The 18,697-nt window shown below is 39.8% G+C and carries 19 protein-coding genes and 1 pseudogene; 6 read left to right on the top strand and 14 right to left on the bottom strand.

What is annotated here, in order from left to right; all coding sequences use genetic code 11:
- Positions 1-692: 692 nt before the first annotated feature.
- Both ACQQ2I_RS02740 and ACQQ2I_RS02735 read right to left on the bottom strand, forming a co-directional pair.
- A complete protein-coding gene (locus ACQQ2I_RS02740) occupies positions 693-1,943 on the bottom strand; it encodes an HD domain-containing protein (protein ID WP_431029031.1) in 1,251 nt (416 codons plus the stop codon).
- A 107-nt stretch (positions 1,944-2,050) separates the two neighbouring features.
- Positions 2,051-2,275, bottom strand: a complete 225-nt coding sequence (locus tag ACQQ2I_RS02735) for a DUF1450 domain-containing protein (protein ID WP_431029030.1) — start codon at positions 2,273-2,275, stop codon at positions 2,051-2,053.
- Positions 2,276-2,496: 221 nt separating this feature from the next.
- On the opposite strand from ACQQ2I_RS02735, the gene ACQQ2I_RS02730 reads away from it, so the two are divergent.
- Entirely contained in the window at positions 2,497-3,144 is a 648-nt protein-coding gene (locus tag ACQQ2I_RS02730; RefSeq protein ID WP_391367810.1) for an RsfA family transcriptional regulator, read from the top strand.
- A 32-nt stretch (positions 3,145-3,176) separates the two neighbouring features.
- Here ACQQ2I_RS02730 and ACQQ2I_RS02725 read toward each other — a convergent pair whose 3' ends face one another.
- On the bottom strand, positions 3,177-4,004 hold the full coding sequence (locus tag ACQQ2I_RS02725; protein ID WP_431029029.1) for a lipoate--protein ligase family protein: 828 nt from the start codon (positions 4,002-4,004) through the stop codon (positions 3,177-3,179).
- Positions 4,005-4,166: 162 nt separating this feature from the next.
- On the opposite strand from ACQQ2I_RS02725, the gene hemQ reads away from it, so the two are divergent.
- Positions 4,167-4,916: a hydrogen peroxide-dependent heme synthase gene (gene hemQ / locus ACQQ2I_RS02720; protein ID WP_431029028.1), complete on the top strand. Its 750-nt coding sequence runs from the start codon at positions 4,167-4,169 to the stop codon at positions 4,914-4,916.
- Between the two features lie 177 nt (positions 4,917-5,093).
- Here the strand turns inward: hemQ and ACQQ2I_RS02715 are convergent, their stop codons facing one another.
- A complete protein-coding gene (locus tag ACQQ2I_RS02715; RefSeq protein WP_391367819.1) occupies positions 5,094-5,264 on the bottom strand; it encodes a hypothetical protein in 171 nt (56 codons plus the stop codon).
- Between the two features lie 567 nt (positions 5,265-5,831).
- On the opposite strand from ACQQ2I_RS02715, the gene gerQ reads away from it, so the two are divergent.
- The gene (gene gerQ / locus ACQQ2I_RS02710) at positions 5,832-6,101 is read left to right on the top strand and encodes a spore coat protein GerQ (RefSeq protein ID WP_431030433.1); all 270 of its coding nucleotides are present in this window, start codon (positions 5,832-5,834) and stop codon (positions 6,099-6,101) included.
- A gap of 40 nt (positions 6,102-6,141) precedes the next feature.
- On the opposite strand, the gene ACQQ2I_RS02705 is transcribed toward gerQ, so the two are convergent.
- From ACQQ2I_RS02705 to ACQQ2I_RS02680, 6 genes are all read right to left on the bottom strand, one after another.
- The gene (locus ACQQ2I_RS02705) at positions 6,142-7,827 is read right to left on the bottom strand and encodes a methyl-accepting chemotaxis protein (RefSeq protein WP_431029027.1); all 1,686 of its coding nucleotides are present in this window, start codon (positions 7,825-7,827) and stop codon (positions 6,142-6,144) included.
- A 164-nt stretch (positions 7,828-7,991) separates the two neighbouring features.
- Positions 7,992-9,170, bottom strand: coding sequence for a M20 family metallopeptidase (locus tag ACQQ2I_RS02700; RefSeq protein WP_431029026.1), 1,179 nt, complete (start codon positions 9,168-9,170; stop codon positions 7,992-7,994).
- A gap of 118 nt (positions 9,171-9,288) precedes the next feature.
- A complete protein-coding gene (locus ACQQ2I_RS02695) occupies positions 9,289-9,669 on the bottom strand; it encodes a DUF423 domain-containing protein (protein WP_431029025.1) in 381 nt (126 codons plus the stop codon).
- An 18-nt stretch (positions 9,670-9,687) separates the two neighbouring features.
- Positions 9,688-9,951 carry a YwdI family protein gene (locus tag ACQQ2I_RS02690; protein ID WP_431029024.1) on the bottom strand — a complete coding sequence of 88 codons (264 nt, stop codon included), beginning with the start codon at positions 9,949-9,951 and terminating at the stop codon, positions 9,688-9,690.
- Positions 9,948-10,118: a uracil-DNA glycosylase gene (locus ACQQ2I_RS02685; RefSeq protein ID WP_431029023.1), complete on the bottom strand. Its 171-nt coding sequence runs from the start codon at positions 10,116-10,118 to the stop codon at positions 9,948-9,950. The genes ACQQ2I_RS02690 and ACQQ2I_RS02685 overlap by 4 nt, the downstream gene beginning before the upstream one ends.
- A gap of 62 nt (positions 10,119-10,180) precedes the next feature.
- Positions 10,181-10,852: a uracil-DNA glycosylase gene (locus ACQQ2I_RS02680; RefSeq protein WP_431029022.1), complete on the bottom strand. Its 672-nt coding sequence runs from the start codon at positions 10,850-10,852 to the stop codon at positions 10,181-10,183.
- A gap of 257 nt (positions 10,853-11,109) precedes the next feature.
- Here ACQQ2I_RS02680 and ACQQ2I_RS02675 point away from each other — a divergent pair, with 257 nt between their 5' ends.
- The 3 genes from ACQQ2I_RS02675 (at position 11,110) to ACQQ2I_RS02665 (ending at position 13,828) form a co-directional block, all read left to right on the top strand.
- On the top strand, positions 11,110-11,460 hold the full coding sequence (locus tag ACQQ2I_RS02675) for a YojF family protein (RefSeq protein ID WP_391367835.1): 351 nt from the start codon (positions 11,110-11,112) through the stop codon (positions 11,458-11,460).
- Between the two features lie 14 nt (positions 11,461-11,474).
- The gene (gene bshB2, locus ACQQ2I_RS02670; protein WP_431029021.1) at positions 11,475-12,185 is read left to right on the top strand and encodes a bacillithiol biosynthesis deacetylase BshB2; all 711 of its coding nucleotides are present in this window, start codon (positions 11,475-11,477) and stop codon (positions 12,183-12,185) included.
- Between the two features lie 293 nt (positions 12,186-12,478).
- Entirely contained in the window at positions 12,479-13,828 is a 1,350-nt protein-coding gene (locus tag ACQQ2I_RS02665) for a YjiH family protein (protein ID WP_431029020.1), read from the top strand.
- Positions 13,829-13,867: 39 nt separating this feature from the next.
- Here the strand turns inward: ACQQ2I_RS02665 and ACQQ2I_RS02660 are convergent, their stop codons facing one another.
- From ACQQ2I_RS02660 to ACQQ2I_RS02645, 4 genes and pseudogenes are all read right to left on the bottom strand, one after another.
- Positions 13,868-15,256 (bottom strand): L-cystine transporter, encoded by a 1,389-nt coding sequence (locus tag ACQQ2I_RS02660; RefSeq protein ID WP_431029019.1) that lies wholly within the window; start codon positions 15,254-15,256, stop codon positions 13,868-13,870.
- A gap of 232 nt (positions 15,257-15,488) precedes the next feature.
- The gene (locus ACQQ2I_RS02655) at positions 15,489-16,280 is read right to left on the bottom strand and encodes an HAD family hydrolase (RefSeq protein ID WP_431029018.1); all 792 of its coding nucleotides are present in this window, start codon (positions 16,278-16,280) and stop codon (positions 15,489-15,491) included.
- On the bottom strand, positions 16,280-17,356 hold the full coding sequence (locus tag ACQQ2I_RS02650; RefSeq protein ID WP_431030432.1) for a cysteine protease StiP family protein: 1,077 nt from the start codon (positions 17,354-17,356) through the stop codon (positions 16,280-16,282). The genes ACQQ2I_RS02655 and ACQQ2I_RS02650 overlap by 1 nt, the downstream gene beginning before the upstream one ends.
- Before the next feature lie 75 nt (positions 17,357-17,431).
- Positions 17,432-18,688 (bottom strand): annotated as a pseudogene (locus ACQQ2I_RS02645) (phosphoribosyltransferase family protein); the annotation flags it as partial.
- Positions 18,689-18,697 lie beyond the last annotated feature (9 nt).

Raw genomic sequence — 18,697 nt, 5'->3', positions numbered from 1 at the left:
CTCCTTCTTCTATATTTCATAACCTCTTTATGAGATTCCAATAGCATTATATTTAAAACCGCTTAATAATCTCTTAAATTTTACATTTCACTACCATAAAATTAGAAAAATATAGAATATTTTGTTTAAATAAACCTATTTAAAGCTTTCTATAGCATTTTATTTTCATGTTCCAGCATAGCGATAGACTTTAACAATTGGCTTATATTTTTAGGGGGAAATAAACCTTTTCATTCAAAATAGAGGGCTGTACGAATAGCTGCTGTGATAAAAAAGAGAGAAATTTACTAAAAAGAAGAATTGCGTGAAGGGCGAAAAAAGCGGGTTTTTGAATAAAAAATGAAAATACTCACGCTTTTTAGAAAAATGTGGTGTGCTCTAAAGTAGTTGATGCGCGTCTTTATGATGGGGTCATTTATAAAAAATAATAAAAACAAACGATAGCTTGCGATTTTTTAACAAAAAAATCATACACTCCCTTTTTAAAAACGACAAAAACGCCAGTTGTCGATTTTAAGATACAACTTAACTGAAAATAAGCGCCATTCAGGTAAATAGACCTGATTTGACACTTATTTAAAATTAAGTTGTATGTCAATTTCGCGATTTGACACTAGTAGGGGATGTAAAATCATTTATTTTAACAAACACCCCCTACCCTTGAATGATCTGCCCAAGTGTAGGGGGTGTGTTTAACCTAAGAAATGAATTTCCTTCGGGTAATACACTTTGTAGTCGACCTTAATATTGTTCGCCATCGCAGAGACAATATGCGATTGCTCGGCTAACTCACGGATTTCCCCGCTTGGCATTTCCAAGTAAATCGGCCTTTTCGTTGGCACGACGCCTGGACGGTAAAAGTCATAGGGTAAATCCGATGTGGAATCGGGCTTTATATAGTATTCGGGGTCCAGACCAATCGCTTTTACTTGCTCGACTAGCCATGCATAGCGTTCTGGTTCCTCCGCTGGATTTAAATCCATATGTTCGAATAAGTCACGGTTTATAAAGCGACGGCATAAATCACTTAAAATCGGGTCGGTTTCATCCATCCAAAATTGGAAGTATGTCAGCATAATACTTTCATCTAACGCTAAATATTGTTGAAGTGATACTTCTCCATGAAAGAACGGCCTGAAGTGTACCGGTTCAAATGTAAATTGATAATTTTCTTCACTTAGCTTTTTCGCACGTTTTAAAATATGATTCAGAACCGCTTCCGCACTCCGAGACACGGGATGAAAATAGATTTGCAAGTACATTTGATAGCGCGACATAATATAATCCTCAATCGCATGCATCCCGCTCGATTTAATGACGACCATATCTTTTCGTGGACGCATAACACGTAAAATACGCTCCATATCAAAATGCCCATAGCTTACGCCTGTAAAATACGCATCTCGCTGCAAGTAATCCATGCGGTCTGCATCAATTTGACTGGAGATCAGGCTCACGACTTGCTGATTTGTATAGTTATTATCAATGACTTGAGCCACTAACTCTGGGAACCCTTTTCCGACTTTTCGGAGCACCGCATTTACTTCTGTATCGCCAAGCAAGATGGCGCGTGTGTATTGCTCATGGTCTGTACCAAACACCGCCTCAAATGCATGGGAAAACGGTCCATGTCCTAAATCATGCAATAATGCCGCGCACAGTGCTAATAAGCGCTCATTATTATCCCACTCGGGTCGACCACTAAACACATCATCAATAATGCGTCGCACAATTTCATATACACCAAGCGAATGCGTAAAACGACTATGTTCAGCCCCATGAAATACTAAATATGTAGTACCTAACTGACGGATCCTGCGTAAACGTTGAAACTCGCATGTGCCGATTAAATCCCAAATGACTTGGTCGCGCACATGCACATAACGATGCACAGGGTCTTTAAATACTTTTTCTTCTGCTAGTTTCGCTGTTGCATAATCCATCTTCTGTACCTCCTCCAACTAATTGTTACTTTTATTATATGAAAGACATGCTACTTTAGCATTAACAAAAAGAGATTGTTCATACTAGATGAACAACCTCATGTACATTACTTCTTTAGCTTTGCCATAACTTTTTCCATGAGCTCATCTTCTGTCAGAGCAGCTACGGGACGGTTATTGACAAATGTAAATGTTTTTTTGCGGCCTGGTCCGCAATATGAATGACAGCCAATTTCAATCGTTGCTTCTGGATCTATATCTTTTAGTTTTGGAATTAACGTTTTTAAATTAACGGCCTGACATTCATCGCAAACGTGAAAGATGTTTGCCATAGTGTCAACACCCTTTCTATACTATTTTACGCTTTCATAAGCAGTTTTTTTGCATTTTAATCTTTCCTATTGTAGCTCATACATCAAGCTAGATTCAAGAGAAAACAGTGTTTATCGGTCAAAGGTCTGAAGCTATTTTTCACTTAAAAAAAAAAGAAGGAATAAACTCTCGTAAATCAGGTCATATTAATAGTGAAATTATAAAGTTAGGGGGATTTTCCATGGTAAAAGTAAGACAAGATGCTTGGTTAAAAGAAAATGATGAACTATTAGCCGAAGCCGTATTAAGACATGTAAAAGAAGGTAGTACACAATTAAATGCTTTTGAGGAAGCTGGTGATGCATTAAACCGTACTGCAGCAGCCTGTGGTTTTCGTTGGAATGCCGTTGTTCGTCGTTTTTATGAGAAGGAATTATCAGAAGCGAAAAAAGAGCGGAAAGAACGCCTTCGTGTCCTTGGCTCGATCGGTAAACGTCGCGCTCAACAAATCTATCTACTTCCATCTGCCAATGAAGAAGAAGGACGTACCATTCCTTTATCTGCATTATCACTCGATATTGTGATTGCCTATTTAGCACGTTTGCAACATACTAGTTCAGCAGAAACAGAAGTAGCTAAATGGCGTCATATGGCCAATATCTCGACAGACAAGTTAAAAGAGTTAGAGCAGGAAGTGGCACGACTGGAACGCGAAAACAGAGAAATCAAAGAAGACTATGAACAGTTTGTCAACATTATGAATCGTGCACGTCGCCTTGTTACATTAGACACAGAGGAAGAACGTGTAGCACCTGTATTTAAAATGGAGCGAAACGGTAATTTAATAGCTTCCGCACCACAACCAGAAAACGGGGAGCAACTGCAATAAGCAGGCTCCCTGTTTTTTTGTTTATCAGTTTATCAGCCTTTCAGTAATACAGCATTGCGCTTATAAATGCGCTCTAAATAATGCGCATATAATGCTAACTCTGACTCTTGTAGTGGTAATAGCACTGTGTTCGAATTCCATGCCATCAATAATTGCTGGATTCGTATATTGACGTCCGCAACAGTCATCGGTTCGCCTGTCAGCTCTTGCATGGATGCCATCACTTCGGGCACTACTGTCGGATACGTAAATTTCGTTTTCTCCCCTTGTAAACTCACAGCATAAAAATCACGAATAAGCGCTGCTCGTTCACTACCACTGCCTTCAATACATAAATAGATTTGTACAGCGATACCATTTTGCATACGACGCTGTGAAATCCCTGCAAATTTTTTACCCCCGATACTTAAATCAAATGTACCTGGACAATACGAGCCTACAATTTCATAGGCTTCAATTTGATCGGCTACTTTTGGAAAAATCGCTTTCACTAAATCTACCATATAACTAAATGCTTGATCGATACTTGTCGGCTCGCTCTCACTAAATACAATGGACACATTTAACACACCGGGATCGAGCACAACAGCTAGTCCACCAGAGTTTCGTACAATCGGCTCGTACCCGCGCGCGCGTAACAACGCCATTCCTTCCTCGATATGCGGTAAGCGATGATCCTGAATACCGAGTACAACCGATTCCTGATGTACCCATGTCCGAATAACAGGTGGACTGCTTGCATGCCCTGTTACATGGCAAAGTGTATCATCCATTGCAAATGATTCAAGCGGTGAGTGCGTGAGCATCGTGAGTGATTGATCGATAAAACGCCAGTTTGTTTCTATCAAAAAACGATTCATTGTTTATAACTCCTTACGAATTGACTACACTTAGCATACTGCATTTTCAACTCATGTCAAATTGGTGAATTTACTTGTTTTTGTAGTTTCTCATAACGAAATGTTCACTACTTGTGTTACACTAACTGTGAATAATTATCCATAAAAGGAGTGTCTTACACAATGAATGAAGCAGCTATTACACTAGACGGCTGGTACGCTTTACATGATTTCCGTTCAATCGACTGGGCTTCTTGGAAGTTAGTTTCTGAGGAGGAGCGCAAAGCAGCAGTTGATGAGTTTATTCAATACTTAGAAAAACTAAATGAAGCAGATGTGGCAAAAACGGGTGCACATGCCTTTTACGCGATTGTTGGTCAAAAAGCAGACTTTATGGTTATGACGCTTCGTGAAACAATGGACGAGCTGCAAGAAATCGAAGCAGCGTTCAATAAATTAGCGATTGCGGACTTTACAGTGCCAACATACTCTTACGTTTCAGTAGTGGAATTATCGAACTACTTAGCAGGCGAATCAAACGAAGATCCATACCAAAACCCACATGTTCGTGCACGTCTATACCCAGAGCTACCACGTTCGAAATACGTGTGCTTCTACCCAATGGACAAGCGCCGTCAAGGGAACGACAACTGGTACATGCTATCAATGGATGAGCGCAAAAGCCTAATGCGTTCTCACGGTATGATTGGTCGCGGCTATGCAGGAAAAGTTAAACAAATCATTACAGGTTCTGTTGGCTTTGACGATCACGAATGGGGCGTGACATTATTCGCTGACGATGTATTACAATTCAAAAAATTAGTATACGAAATGCGCTTTGATGAAGTATCAGCGCGTTACGGCGAGTTCGGCTCATTCTTTGTTGGTAACCTTTTAGACAACGAAAAGCTCGTACAATTCCTGACTGTATAATAAAAAACCTCGTGCAATTTGAACATTGCGCGAGGTTTTTCTATTTAATTGCCTAATTTTAAAATTTACTTGCTTAATTTCCGAATTTACTTGCCATTTCTAAACTATCGTCAATTTAAAAATACCCGTTCCAAATGCAACTGTCTATCTAATCGCCCATACTTTATCCCCAAGCTTTTATACACTATCTTCTTCTGCCTTTAAAATAATAATGACTAAGTTAATAAACACACCGAGAACTAACATCAAAATAAATAAATACCAATGCAACGGTTGATCATACAAATGGCCAATGACAAAAGCAGCGATCGCACTAACGAACATACCTACCCATCTCTCGATTTGCACTATATTCACTCCCTTGAGTGTTTATTTGTTTACCTTTAATGTTATTTATTCTTTATGCGTCTTTTTTATCACCTGTCACAATTTCGTCACATTATATCATTTAATGTATCATGTGCGCTTTACAATGGGAATTATTTTATCCGCATAAGTGAGAAATCAACTAGCCCGATTGATGAAGGGCAACAGGACGTTATTCACGCAGGCGTTGTGGCGTTCCTCTCTCAATCAGCGGGAGCTAAAATACATCACGTCCTGTGTGTCAAAAACCCACTAATTGAAGTTTCGCTTTATTTTGTGAACTTTTTTTTATTCAAACATATATTAATGACAGAAGGAGGTACGCCTATCACTGTTGTCAATCGCGTACGTGCTTATTGTCTTGACGTTAGAGATATTCGTACCATTAAACGAACAGTCTACTAACCTCTAGGCGGTTCAAGTTACGTTGTTTCTTTGCGCTAATGGAATCTGATTGTTGAACGATTTAAAAAGGAAAGGAAGAAAGCATTGACTTATTATTGGAATCCACAGCAAGGCGGTTATGCAGCTCAATTTCCAGGTCAACAAATGACTACCCCTCAACTACGTGAGGAATCCTATATCGAAAATATTTTACGCTTAAACCGCGGCAAACCCGGGAATTTTTATTTTTCGTTTGAAAATGTAGTAGATGGTCAGAAAACAAAAGTAGTGCGTGGCGTAGTAGAGGCTGCAGGACGTGACCATGTCATTTTACGTGAACTGCGAACAAATCACCGCTTCTTATTCCCAATGATTTATTTCGACTATGCAGAGTTTGACGAAGAATTGAATTACTTTACACCAAGACAACAATAAAAAGCGCGGGTCTCAAATGAATGAGACCTGCGCTTTTCCTTTACACTTTAAATCGTTGTACTTCCGATTGTAAGTTTTGTGCATTTTCACTTAATGTGTTGGCTACCCCACTTACTTCATCCATTGTTGAAACTTGTTCTTCCATTGCAGATGCGATAGTAGCAATATTACCTGATGCTATTTCCGCACCGTTAGCAATTTCATTTACGGAAGCGGAAACTTCCTCTGCACTTGCAGAAATTTGTTCAGCTGTTGCGGAAATCTCTTGAATTTGTGTCGTCATCACTTCTACCGCATTGACAATCCCGTGGAACGAATCCCCTGCTTCTGTAATGATATTGACACCATCTTTCACAGAAACAAGTGAGTTTTCTACAGCACGTTCTACGTTTTCTGTATCTGTTTTAATTTCCATTGTTAATGCCGTGATGGAGTTTGCAGATGCCTTAGACTCCTCAGCGAGTTTACGCACCTCATCTGCCACAACGGCAAAGCCTTTACCATGCTCACCTGCACGTGCTGCTTCGATGGCTGCATTTAGTGCTAAAAGATTTGTTTGTTCTGTAATATCTGTAATGACTTTCGTGATATTGCCAATTTCTTCTGTTTGTTTCGCCAGTTTCTGAACTAAATCATTGACCGTTGCGGTTGAATCATTGATAACGCTCATTTGCTTCTGTGCATGCTCAATGATTTCTTGACCATGTGTAGCTGTTTCACTTGCATCAAGCGATGAAGAATGCAGTGTTTGGGACGCTTCGGCAATCCGTTGTACACCTTGAGCTGTTTCTTCCATCGCAACCGAACTTTCACCTGCAGCGCGGGAAGAACCTTGTGCTACTTCTGATGCATTCGTTACTTGACGTGTGACTTCTTCCGTCGTTGCTGTAATTTCCTCTGCACTTGCAGATAACTCTTCAGCTGATGCACTTAACTGCTCTGCGTTCGCTTGTACATTTTGAATCAGGTTACGTAAATTATTTTTCATACTATTAAACACAGTAGCTAATTGACCAATTTCATCTTTTGACTTGAATGCGACATCTGGCTGAGAAAGGTCACCCTCTGCAATAATATGTGCAGATTGCATCACTACTTTTAATGGCGATGTAATCGTACGACGAACGTAAAGTATTAATAAGATACTAATGAATATACTAACCACTAATATAATAATTGATATAGTTCGAGACATTTTTATTGCACTATTTGTATCTTCTTTAATCAGTTCGATTTGTTTTTCCTGATACTCGACCATGTTATTAGCAACTGTTAAAATGCCTGCATTCGCATCTGCTAATTGTGTATTGACTATTGTTTTTGCGCGTTCTAACTCCCCTGCATCAATAGCTGCCAATACTTCTTTAACTATTGCATTGAAATCATTATTATGTCCATTCATTTCATCCCAATAGCCTTGCATGATTCCACTTGTAAATAAGTCTTTTAATTCCAAAATACGTTGATCTAAATCTTCCGCATACATTAATAAATTCTCACGATTTTTATCTGTTGTCTCAATGATTAAAGCACGTGCAAATAATCCTTGCATTCCTAAATCAACGCGAACTTGGTCAAGAATACGAATTTGTACGACACGATTATCTAAAGCCTCATCGGTCTTTTCTTCTATATTGGATAAATTCCAAAAGGTTATCCCGATCGACACACATAGTAGAATGATAATGGAATAAAAAGCTGTATTTAATTTCGCACCTACACTCATCTAATTTCCTCCCAAAAACCTATTTTATATTTTTCATTATCACTTCAGTACATTTTATAACTTTTACGTTATTAATTGCATATTTTCTACACAAATGAGCATTCCAATATTTTTTTACCTCTTTTATAGGTATTTTCAACTAAATTTATACCTTTACATTACATTTACAATTGCCCTAATAAATAATCTAAAGTTACATTACCTAGTACTTTTGAAGCTATTAACATCGCACGCTCATCAAAATCAAATTTTGCATGATGGTGAGGATAAGCCGTTTCCCATGCTGGATTTTTAGCACCTGTAAAGAAAAACGTACCGGGTACATGTTGCATATAGTAAGCAAAGTCTTCCCCTATCATAAACGGCGGACATGTAATGACATTTTCCACCGCTGGGATATTGCGTGCGATAGTTGCTACAAAATCGGTTTCCTTTTGGTGATTCACTACTGGTGGATATCCTCGGTAGTACTGATATGTATAGGATGCATCTGCCCCAAGACAAATTGATTTTAATAATCGTTCGACTTCCTCTACGATTTGTTCTCGTACTGATTCCTCAAATGTGCGAACCGTTCCTTGAATTTTCACGGTATCGGCAATAACATTAAATGGATTGATTGCTTCAAAATTTCCGACCGAAATAACAGCTGATTGGAGCGGATCAATCCGACGTGAAACAATCGTTTGTAGCTGTGTGACAAACTGTGCACCTAGCACAATCGCATCAACGGAATGGTGCGGCTCTGCCCCGTGTCCCCCTTTTCCTTGAATTATTATTTCAAAACGGTCAGCTGCTGCCATAATCGCCCCATCACGGACTAAAATATCCCCTAATGGCGTCGGCGCCCAAAGATGTGTACCAAAAATCACATCTACCCCTTCTAAACAGCCATCTTCTATCATGGCCTTCGCTCCACCTGGCGCGATTTCTTCCGCATGTTGATGAATAAAAACAATATTCCCTGCGATTTCTTCTTTCATTTCCGCTAAACATTTCGCTAAAACGAGCAGTGTTGCTGTATGACCATCATGACCACAAGCATGCATCACACCGTCATTTTTGGACTTATATGGAATATCGTTCAACTCTTGAATGGCCAGCGCATCAAAGTCCGCACGCAATGCCACCGTTTTTCCAGGTTTTCCTCCGCGAAGTGTCGCAACAACACCACGCTCTCCAACATGCTCTCTCACTTCTAATCCAAGCTCGCGATGAAAATTAGCGATATACTTTGGTGTATGCACCTCTTGAAATGAAAGCTCAGGTCGTTCGTGTAAATAGCGTCTAATGGCTACCATCTCTTCATAATGCTGTTCCAACAAACTAAATAACCGCTCCATTTATCCCAATCCTCCTACTCCTATACTAAATATCGTTCAATTCTAAAAATTCATTATACTTAATCTCAAAAAAATACCCTCTATTTTTAATTCACATAAAAATAAAGGGTCTTACGTCTTATTTTGTTGCTTTGAGTGTTGCAGTAATGAGCATACTCCAACCAATTAAAAATAATACACCACCAATTGGCGTAATCGCTCCTAACACACCAATCCCTGATAACGCTAACACAAATAAACTACCTGAGAAGAAAACAATCCCTAAATTCATACAAACCATCGCAATTTTTAATTGCTTTGCTTCCCCAAATAATTTAGCGCTCATTAAAATACCAATCAGAATAAGTGCTGTCGCATGGAACATTTGATACTGTACCGCAGTATTCCAAATGCCCTCACTATAATCATCTAATACGTTTTCAAGTGCATGTGCACCAAATGCTCCTAATGATACGGCTAAAAACCCATGCACTGCGCCAGAAATAATTGAACCTTTCATACTAGAACCTCTTTCATTCTAAAAATCAAAAATCGAATCGCCGTTCGCATCGGATTCCTGTAGTTTATCGGAAAGATTTGCTTGTCGCATAACAGGCAGCTGTACTGTAGCTGATGGCATAGCCGTTTGTTCCATTTTTAAGTTTCTTTGTCCAAGTACAATATCACATAAAGCTTTTACCGCTGTTAATTGCTCACGCATTTGTTGCTCGTCCTGCGCATGTTTAGCGTTTTGTACTAATTGCTCCATTTGCACAATCATTGCTTCATAGGAAATCATCATTGTCCTCCTTGCTTTGGTACAAACTTTAAGCAATCCATCCCTGACGATTGCTTCACGACGACGGAAGGAAGCTGTTTTGTTTTAAAGCCGTATGCTTGACACCCTCGCGGATTTACCGGATCCCATGTCACTTTAAAATACGCACATTTAAAACAATTAATCTTCATCGCACTCCCTCGCTTTCCTTACCACTTTACCACGTTTCCAATAGAGAAAAAAGGCACTTTCATTATAACTGCCAATCGATTGGTGTTTTGCCCCAAGCGATCAGTTGGGCATTAATTTTGGAATATGGTTTACTACCAAAAAATCCACGGTGCGCACTTAATGGGCTTGGGTGTGGCGCTTCTAATATCACATGTTGCGGATGACGCGCAATAATCGACTTTTTCGTTTGTGCAGGTCGTCCCCATAGCACAAAAATAATCGGCTCTGGTCGCTCGGCTAACTTCGTAATGATCGCATCTGTAAACTGCTCCCATCCTTTTCCTTTATGTGAATTAGCTTCCCCTGCGCGAACTGTTAATACTGTATTTAACAACAGGACACCTTGCTCAGCCCAATTCATTAAATACCCGTGATTTGGCATCGTGCATCCTACATCATCTTGCAATTCTTTTAGCATGTTTTTTAAGCTTGGTGGCTGCGGCACACCAGGCTTTACAGAAAAGCTCATGCCGTGTGCTTGATTTGGTCCGTGATACGGGTCTTGTCCTAAAATGACAACTTTCACATCTGAAAAGCTTGTCGTGTGCAATGCATTCATTACTTCCTCTTGCGGTGGATAAACAACATTTTGACTGTATTCAGCTGCAACAAATTCCCGTAAGTTTTCGTAATATGTTTTTTCAAATTCTTCTTGCAGAATATGTTGCCATTCATTTTCAAATACTTCTTTCATACGAATCACCTCATTCTTTAACGTAGTTGGTTGATATGGTTTTCGCAAGTGAATTGCTCTCTGACCATTTATCTTTTTCATTTTCCGACCATTGTACCACCGAGGTACCCGGTACTTCGGTGGCACCTCGGTGGTACTTCCCCGGTACTTCCCCGGTACCTCAAAAGGCATACTTAAAAAAAGTACGCCTTTTCCTTTTCATCTATAGAAAATATTTACTATACTTATAGATAGACAGATTCGAAAGGAGAATTGAGATGAAGGAAGTACAAGTTGATGCGCTCCAGGATTTACTTAATTCTTTTGCGAACAAAGATGTATACATTCACCTAGAAACAACAAACGGCTCTTATGCCACACATTACGACGCCAATTTCTTTAATGCAGGTGCATTTATTCGGAATGCACGTATTTGCTACGAACTCGGCAAAGTCGTGGGCGAAGCACCTCATCGTGTCGGCTTAAAAATGGCGCATGGCTGGGTATATGCACAGGGAATTACCCATTACCAACTGGATGAACAAGGCAGACTATTGATGGCTGGACTAGACAATACCGGGAAATTAGCGATTGCACTTGAAATTAGTGAAACGCCATTTTCATATTAAGGAGTGACGCGTTGATGACATTACAAAAAGAACGTCAAATTTTACTCGTATTCCCACACCCAGATGATGAAGCATTTACATGTGCAGGAGCTGTTCGCCTATCAGCTAATATGGGAGTACCTGTTACATATGCGTGTTTAACGCTTGGGGAAATGGGACGCAACTTAGGGAACCCACCATTTGCAACACGTGAGTCATTGCCTGAAATTCGTCGCGTTGAATTAAAAGCAGCTTGTGAGGCAATGGGGATTCAAGATTTTCGCATGATGGGCTTCCGTGATAAAACAATTGAATTTGAAGATGATGAAAAAATGGTGAAACTCGTAACGGATTTAATTGAAGAGTTAAACCCATCTTTAATTTTCACCTTCTTGCCAGGCTTCTCTGTGCATCCAGACCATGAAGCGACAGCACGTGCGGTCGTAGAGGCAGTTCGTCGTATGCCAAAAAGTGAACGGCCAAAAATTTGGGCGGTTGGCTTCGCGAATGATACCGTGGCACGCAATGGCGAGGCGCATATCCATTTAGATGTAAGTAGTGTAAAGATGGATAAACTGGCTGCCTTACGTGCGCATATGTCCCAAACTGCCTGGATGATGGCTGAAACGACAAAACGCATAGAAGAGGGTCAACCGATGAGCGAAAGCTGGTTAAATGTTGAAAAGTTCTATATTATCCGTCATGAAGATGAAATCAATAATTCAATGGATAGTGCATTTTTATAATTCATTCTAAAAGCGGGCGTATAGTAGCCCGCTTTTTCACATGCGTGTATGCGTTTTTTTATACACTTTTTATATTTTTCAAACACTTCCCCAAAACGCCAGTAAAACCTTAATATAGCCTTTCTTTTTAAAGTCCCCACACAGTAAATCCAACTTTTTCTAACCGTGTATACAAATCGTATGCACTCATATTATCAGAATAATTCGTCTTCATTTAAAATAGTAGACAATTGTATATAAAGCATATATAGTGTATAAATATTCAAAACTACAATTTAAAGAGGTTATTATACATGAAGAAATTTTCGGCTTATACGTGGTTTCTTTTCTTAGCACTCTCTGCCGTTGGGGTATTTTTATTTATTACACCGATTTCAACAGCTGACGGTTTAAAAGTACCCATTGCTATTTTAGCGAATTGGTTAGCTGGAAAAGTAGAACCATTTATTCATTGGTTTGCATTTGGCACATTTATTATCGCAGCACTCGGTTCTGTTGTGATGCATATTGTCCCCCAAAAAGGACCACGTACATTAATGGATGCGCTCTTCCGCGTCCACTGGTTCTGGACAATGATGCGTGTACTTGCTGTTGTATTTGCAGGTATGTACTTATTCCAAGTAGGTCCTGAAAGTTTTATCTCTGACTATACAGCTGGGTTACTCATTACACCAGATGGCGGTTTAGTCACATTTATGTTTACGTTATTTTTATTTGCTGGACTTTTATTACCATTATTAACGGACTTCGGTTTACTTGAGTTCTTCGGTTCCATGATGGTGAAGATTATGCGTCCTGTTTTCAAAGTCCCTGGTCGCGCAGCAATTGATTGTTTAGCTTCTTGGGTTGGAGATGGCACAATTGGTGTGTTACTAACAGCGAAGCAATATGAAGATAAAAACTATACAGGTCGTGAAGCGGCTGTCATTGCAACAACATTCTCCGTTGTATCAATTACGTTCTGTATCGTTGTACTTGAAACGATTGGCATGAGTCATTACTTCTTAGAGTTTTATGGTGCTGTCATTTTCACAGGGATCCTTTTAGCGTTAATTATGCCGCGTATTTTCCCGCTTTCTCGTAAAGCCGATACGTTAATTGACGGTTCAAAGCTTCCAGAAAATCATGAAGATGTGCCAGCTAATTTTAATGCGGTCACATTCGGTTTACACAATGCACTATCAAAAGCAGATTCAAATAAAAACTTAGGCAAGATCGTTGCGAGTGGTTTTAAAAACGTACTAGAAATGTGGTTTGCCGTTACCCCTGTCATTATGGCGTTCGGTACGATTGCATTAGTGCTAGCAGAATTCACAAGCTTCTTTAAAATTTTAGGGATGCCGTTTGAGCCTATTTTAGCGTTACTACAAATCCCTGAAGCGGGTGAAGCAGCACAAACAATGATTGTCGGCTTTGCAGATATGCTATTACCTTCTATTTTAGGTGCCGGTATCGAATCCGAATTAACACGCTTCTTTATCGCAACAATTTCTGTTACACAGTTAGTCTATCTGTCAGAAGTAGGTGGGTTAATTTTAGGAACGAAGCTACCATTAAAACTATGGGATTTATTCGTTATCTTCTTAATCCGTACAATTATTTCGATTCCGATCGTTGCAGCGATTGCGCATATTTTATTTTAAAAAAATGGGACACCTCCAGTTGCGAGATGTCCCGTTTTTTTATACTTCCGCTAATGGTTTGCCATCATGCGGTGTATTGTATATGTCTGTATTTAACTCTCCTGTTAAGCGTGCTGTTGTCACACCTGCTGTCATGGAACCACTGACGTTTAATGCCGTACGTCCCATATCGATTAATGGCTCCACTGAAATCAATACCCCTGCGAGTGCAATCGGTAAATCAAGCGCCGATAACACTAAAATGGCCGCGAATGTAGCACCACCGCCTACGCCCGCTACACCGAATGAGCTTATCGCTACAATGGCTACAACCGATACTAAAAATCCAGGTGATAATGGATTAATGCCTACTGTTGGTGCAATCATCACCGCTAACATAGCTGGATAAACACCTGCACATCCATTTTGACCAATCGATAAACCGAATGAACCTGAGAAATTAGCAATGCCTTCTGGTACCCCTAAACGAGATGTTTGTGTAGCAATATTCATCGGTAATGCACCTGCTGATGTGCGTGATGTGAAGGCGAATAATAATGTTTCTGCTGATTTCTTCACATAAGTTACTGGATTTAACCCTGTTACTGATAATATGATGAGATGAATGATGAATACAATCATTAATGCAACATAGCTCGCTAATACAAACTTCCCTAGATTATAAATCGCGCCAAAATCACTGATTGCTACTGTACGTGCCATAATCGCTAAAATCCCGTATGGCGTTAGCTGTAATACGATGCGCACAACGCCCATAATTAAAGCATAAATCGCATCAATTCCTTTTTTAATCACACTCGCGATTTCTTCATCCTTACGTTTTACTTGTAAGTAGGCAAAACCAAGAAATGCCGCAAAAATGACTACTGAAATCGTTGAAGTTGAACGTGCGCCTGTTAAATCTAAAAATGGATTTGCCGGGAATAGCTCTAAAATTTGAGTAGGCAGTGGTAAAACGGCCGTTTCTGCACGCTCTACGATTGCCTCACCACGTGCAACCTCCGCTTCCCCTTGTAAAATTTGATCTGCTTGTAAATCAAATAATGTGGTAGCCGTAATCCCTACAACTGCCGAAACAGCTGTCGTACCAATTAAAATGGCTAAAATCAGTCCTGCCACTTTACCAAAGTTTTTACCAAGATTCATTTTCGTAAAGGCTACCAAAATCGAAATAAAGATTAATGGCATCGCAATCATTTGCAGTAGTTTTACATAACCTGTGCCAATAATGTTATACCATAGCACCGTATTTGTAATTTCTTCTGCGCCTGCGCCGTAAACGAACTGTAACCCTACACCTAATAAAATCCCTAAGCCTAACGCAATAAATACACGCGTTGAAAATTTTAAATGCTTTTGCTTTAACACATAAAGCAGTACGACGAAAGCAAGTAGTACTACAACGTTAGCAACTACAATCCAATCCATTCTGTCTACCCCCTGAAGTTGTATTTATCTATTATATGCATTCTATTCTTATAATACCTATTAGTCAAGTATGTTTTATTTGTAATAGTAATCTTTATATAACAAGCGTATCCTCCACCTGAATTAAAAAAAGAGCCACCCCATATTGGATAGCCCCTCCATTCTAAGCATTCAAGCCATTCACTAATTGTGCGCTTTGATGCTTAGCAAAATATGCAATTAAACGATGCCTTTACACATTTACTTTCTCATTAAATTTCAACAATAATTGTTCCGTAAAACAAACCCCTGGATCTTCTATGACAGTGGCCGCTACATCGTACCCTTTTTCCTTAAACAGCTCACCATGTGCTGGGGTAAACGCCAGATCCGTTAGCTCTAGCATCCCTAAGTCCATAATGGAATCGCCCGCAGCATAATGTATTGTATACGGCATTTGCTCTAACACATATTGCACGGCTCGTTCCTTCGTCAAACATTTCGGTAACACATATAGCTTACGGCCATTTATATAACTACTCCACCCTACTCTTTCCATACGATCTCGCAAGTCGTTTAGACAATCCCAATCTATTTTCTCTTTTTCAAGCATTAACACATAAAAGAGTTGATCTGCATCTGCTATTTGCTGAAACATCGGATGTTGCCAATCGGTTGCAAATATGTGTGCCATTTCATGAAACGGCATGCTTTCTGCTAATAATTGTTGCATGATGGCATCCCACTGTGTGTCTCGTTTTCCATCCTTCAACACAATACCGCCATTCGCTACAATGGCATATGGTGGTTTATAGACACGTTGAAATAACTCAATTCGCTCATATTGATGCCCAGCACGTGTCGTAACAGGAATGACGAAGGCGTCACCCGATAATTGACGTAAAGCTTGCTCAGTTTCATGTGAAATAAAAGATAATGCTTCGCCGTCTACATATTCTACACAAATTAATTCACTTAACGGACGATTGACGGTGCGTTTTGAGAAAATAAGTGTCCGATCTAAATCGGTCGTTAAAATACGCATTATTTCATCTCCTTTATCAAACCACAGCATGCATAACTCATATCGGGATACGGCTCAACGGGCACACCCCGTTCTTGTGCGAGTAAATAAATATGCTCTAAATGTTGTTCAAACGCTGGATTCACTAGAATTTTCCACGGTACACGTCTCAATAATACCCGCGTCGTTTCGCCAATACCGGGTTTAATATGGTTTATATTTTTTATAGTAAAGCGTTGCTGAATTTTCTCTACAGCTTGCATACCTTGCCAATTCGTTGGCTGTATCGGCACTTGTAATTCCTCTTTAATTGCCTTTTCGACCATGTCAAACTGCGCTACAACTGTCTCAATATAGTGCACCGATACATCCGCTTGTGCGAGTTCACCGTAATATTTTGCCCCATGAAAATCACCCTCTTTTAAGTACAGCTTATTTAATACGGTACGACTCACAAGCCCTGAAACCGTTGAATTTAAACAAGCAGAAGGAATGAAGAAATCTTCACGTGTACCATAAATATCGGCACAATATGCTGGATCAGCTAAAACTGCTAATGTGGCATCAATCGCCTTGTTATACGTCTCATTAAACGTTTGACAACCAGCTGTTAATTCTTTTGTAATCGCCCCTTTTCCTGTCCAACCATCAATAAATTGGATGTGACTTTGCGGGTGGTGATTGACGATGTAAAGTAACGCTGTTTCGTCAATCCCTCGTTCGCGAATAATCGAGATTGAGTAATGAGGGACAGAAATACGATATTTATATGCATAATAACGTTTGAGTAAAATACCAATCGGTGTACCAGCCCGTGCTAAGCTGACAAGAACTAACTGTTCAAGTGGTTTCTTTGCAAGAATTTTTTCTGCTACTACGCCGACAGCCGCTGCAATGTCTGGAGCATATTGCGCTAATGTTTGATAAAACAGCTCCATATAACGTTCATTTGGTTGCACTTCTACAGGTAACATTTCAGCGTAATTAGTACCTTGTTGAATACGTCGTTCTCGTTCTGCTGTACTGTGTTCCATCTCAATATGACTTAGATCGCGCAGTAAAAATGTAATATCCTCTTCGCTGTAGCTTGATGGCATATTCGGTGGCGGTATATGTTCCGTTAACTTAACGACTGTTATTTTTTCTACACCAACCGTACTTAAACTTGCCAGTAGTTCATTTAACCCTTTTTCGCTCGCTAAACGTTCTAGAATAATGATCACTTCTTGATATCGTCCGTTCGGAATGTTATATAAATAATTTTTTACCCCTGCATTTTCCGGACTTTCAAAGTGAAATTTATTATAAATTAGCGTCTCCTGATGCGCATAAATGGGACTACGTGTAGTCGATTGAAAGTAGACGTCTTCTCCAAGTGCAGCAGCAATCTGCATCGGTACATACATACATTCTCCTGTACCAATGACTAAAAGCGGGCCTGGTCGCCGCATGGATTTTAGCTGCTTACTTAATGCCTGTAATTCTTGCTGCACTAGTTGCTCTTCTTGTTTCGCTATGCTAAACCGCCCTGTACCTACATAATAGGGTGCTGTGCAAATGTTCCCGTTTTCACTAATGGAATGGTACGGACGAACAGATGGGAGGTTTGCATCTATATGCTCAATCCTCACTTTTTGAGGCTGTCGCTGAAATAGCGGCTCCGGATCTACTATCGCGCCTTCAACAGTCATTTCTCCTGTCATCAATGACACAACATCAATTTTTACCCCTAGACGTTGTGCCTGCTCTGCATAAGCGGCACGTTGCTCGTCATTGCGCCAATCCAAAATCGAAACGACTGTAAATTGCTGCAAGTGTGGATACGTTTGTTTTAATTGGTCAATGATGTTTACATTTGTTTTCCCCGTAGAAATTTCATCATCTACTAAAATAATATTTTCATGTGCTAACAATAGTTGCTCATTTTCTGTATACATCCGGTGACTTGTCGCATGGGAATGTTCTTCTTCAAATCGAATAATTGGCTCCATCCCACAAATGTCTTCTCGCGTCGTATGGATATAAGCTGCTTGTTCATCGCAAGCATAAAAGAACGCATGCCCTAATGCGGTCGCTGTTTCTGCAAAGCCGATAATCAACTGTTTTTCAGGTAGAATAATAGGTTGTTCCCCTATTTGAGCTACAATATCTAAGCCTGTTTGTGTTTTAATCGCTTGTACGACTTGTTCTGTTAGCGGATGCTTTTGTTGCCATAGAACCTCCGCCACACGCATTGCGAGTAGAGCACCTGTTAGAAGAGGGATTTGTGGTGGCACCGCTATATGTTTCCCTAATACTTTACTGACAAATAAAAAAGGACGTTTTTTATTAATACGTGCGGCAACATCAAACAGATCGGCACGGTCGAATTGATATGGATTTTCTTGAATGGATGTGTTCACATAAAGCTTGTCCAAAACGGCATACATCTTTAACCT

Source organism: Lysinibacillus sp. LZ02, assembly GCF_050613145.1.
In the GTDB taxonomy this organism is placed as follows: Bacteria; Bacillota; Bacilli; order Bacillales_A; family Planococcaceae; genus Lysinibacillus_B.
This window is presented reverse-complemented; position numbering and strand designations above follow the sequence as displayed.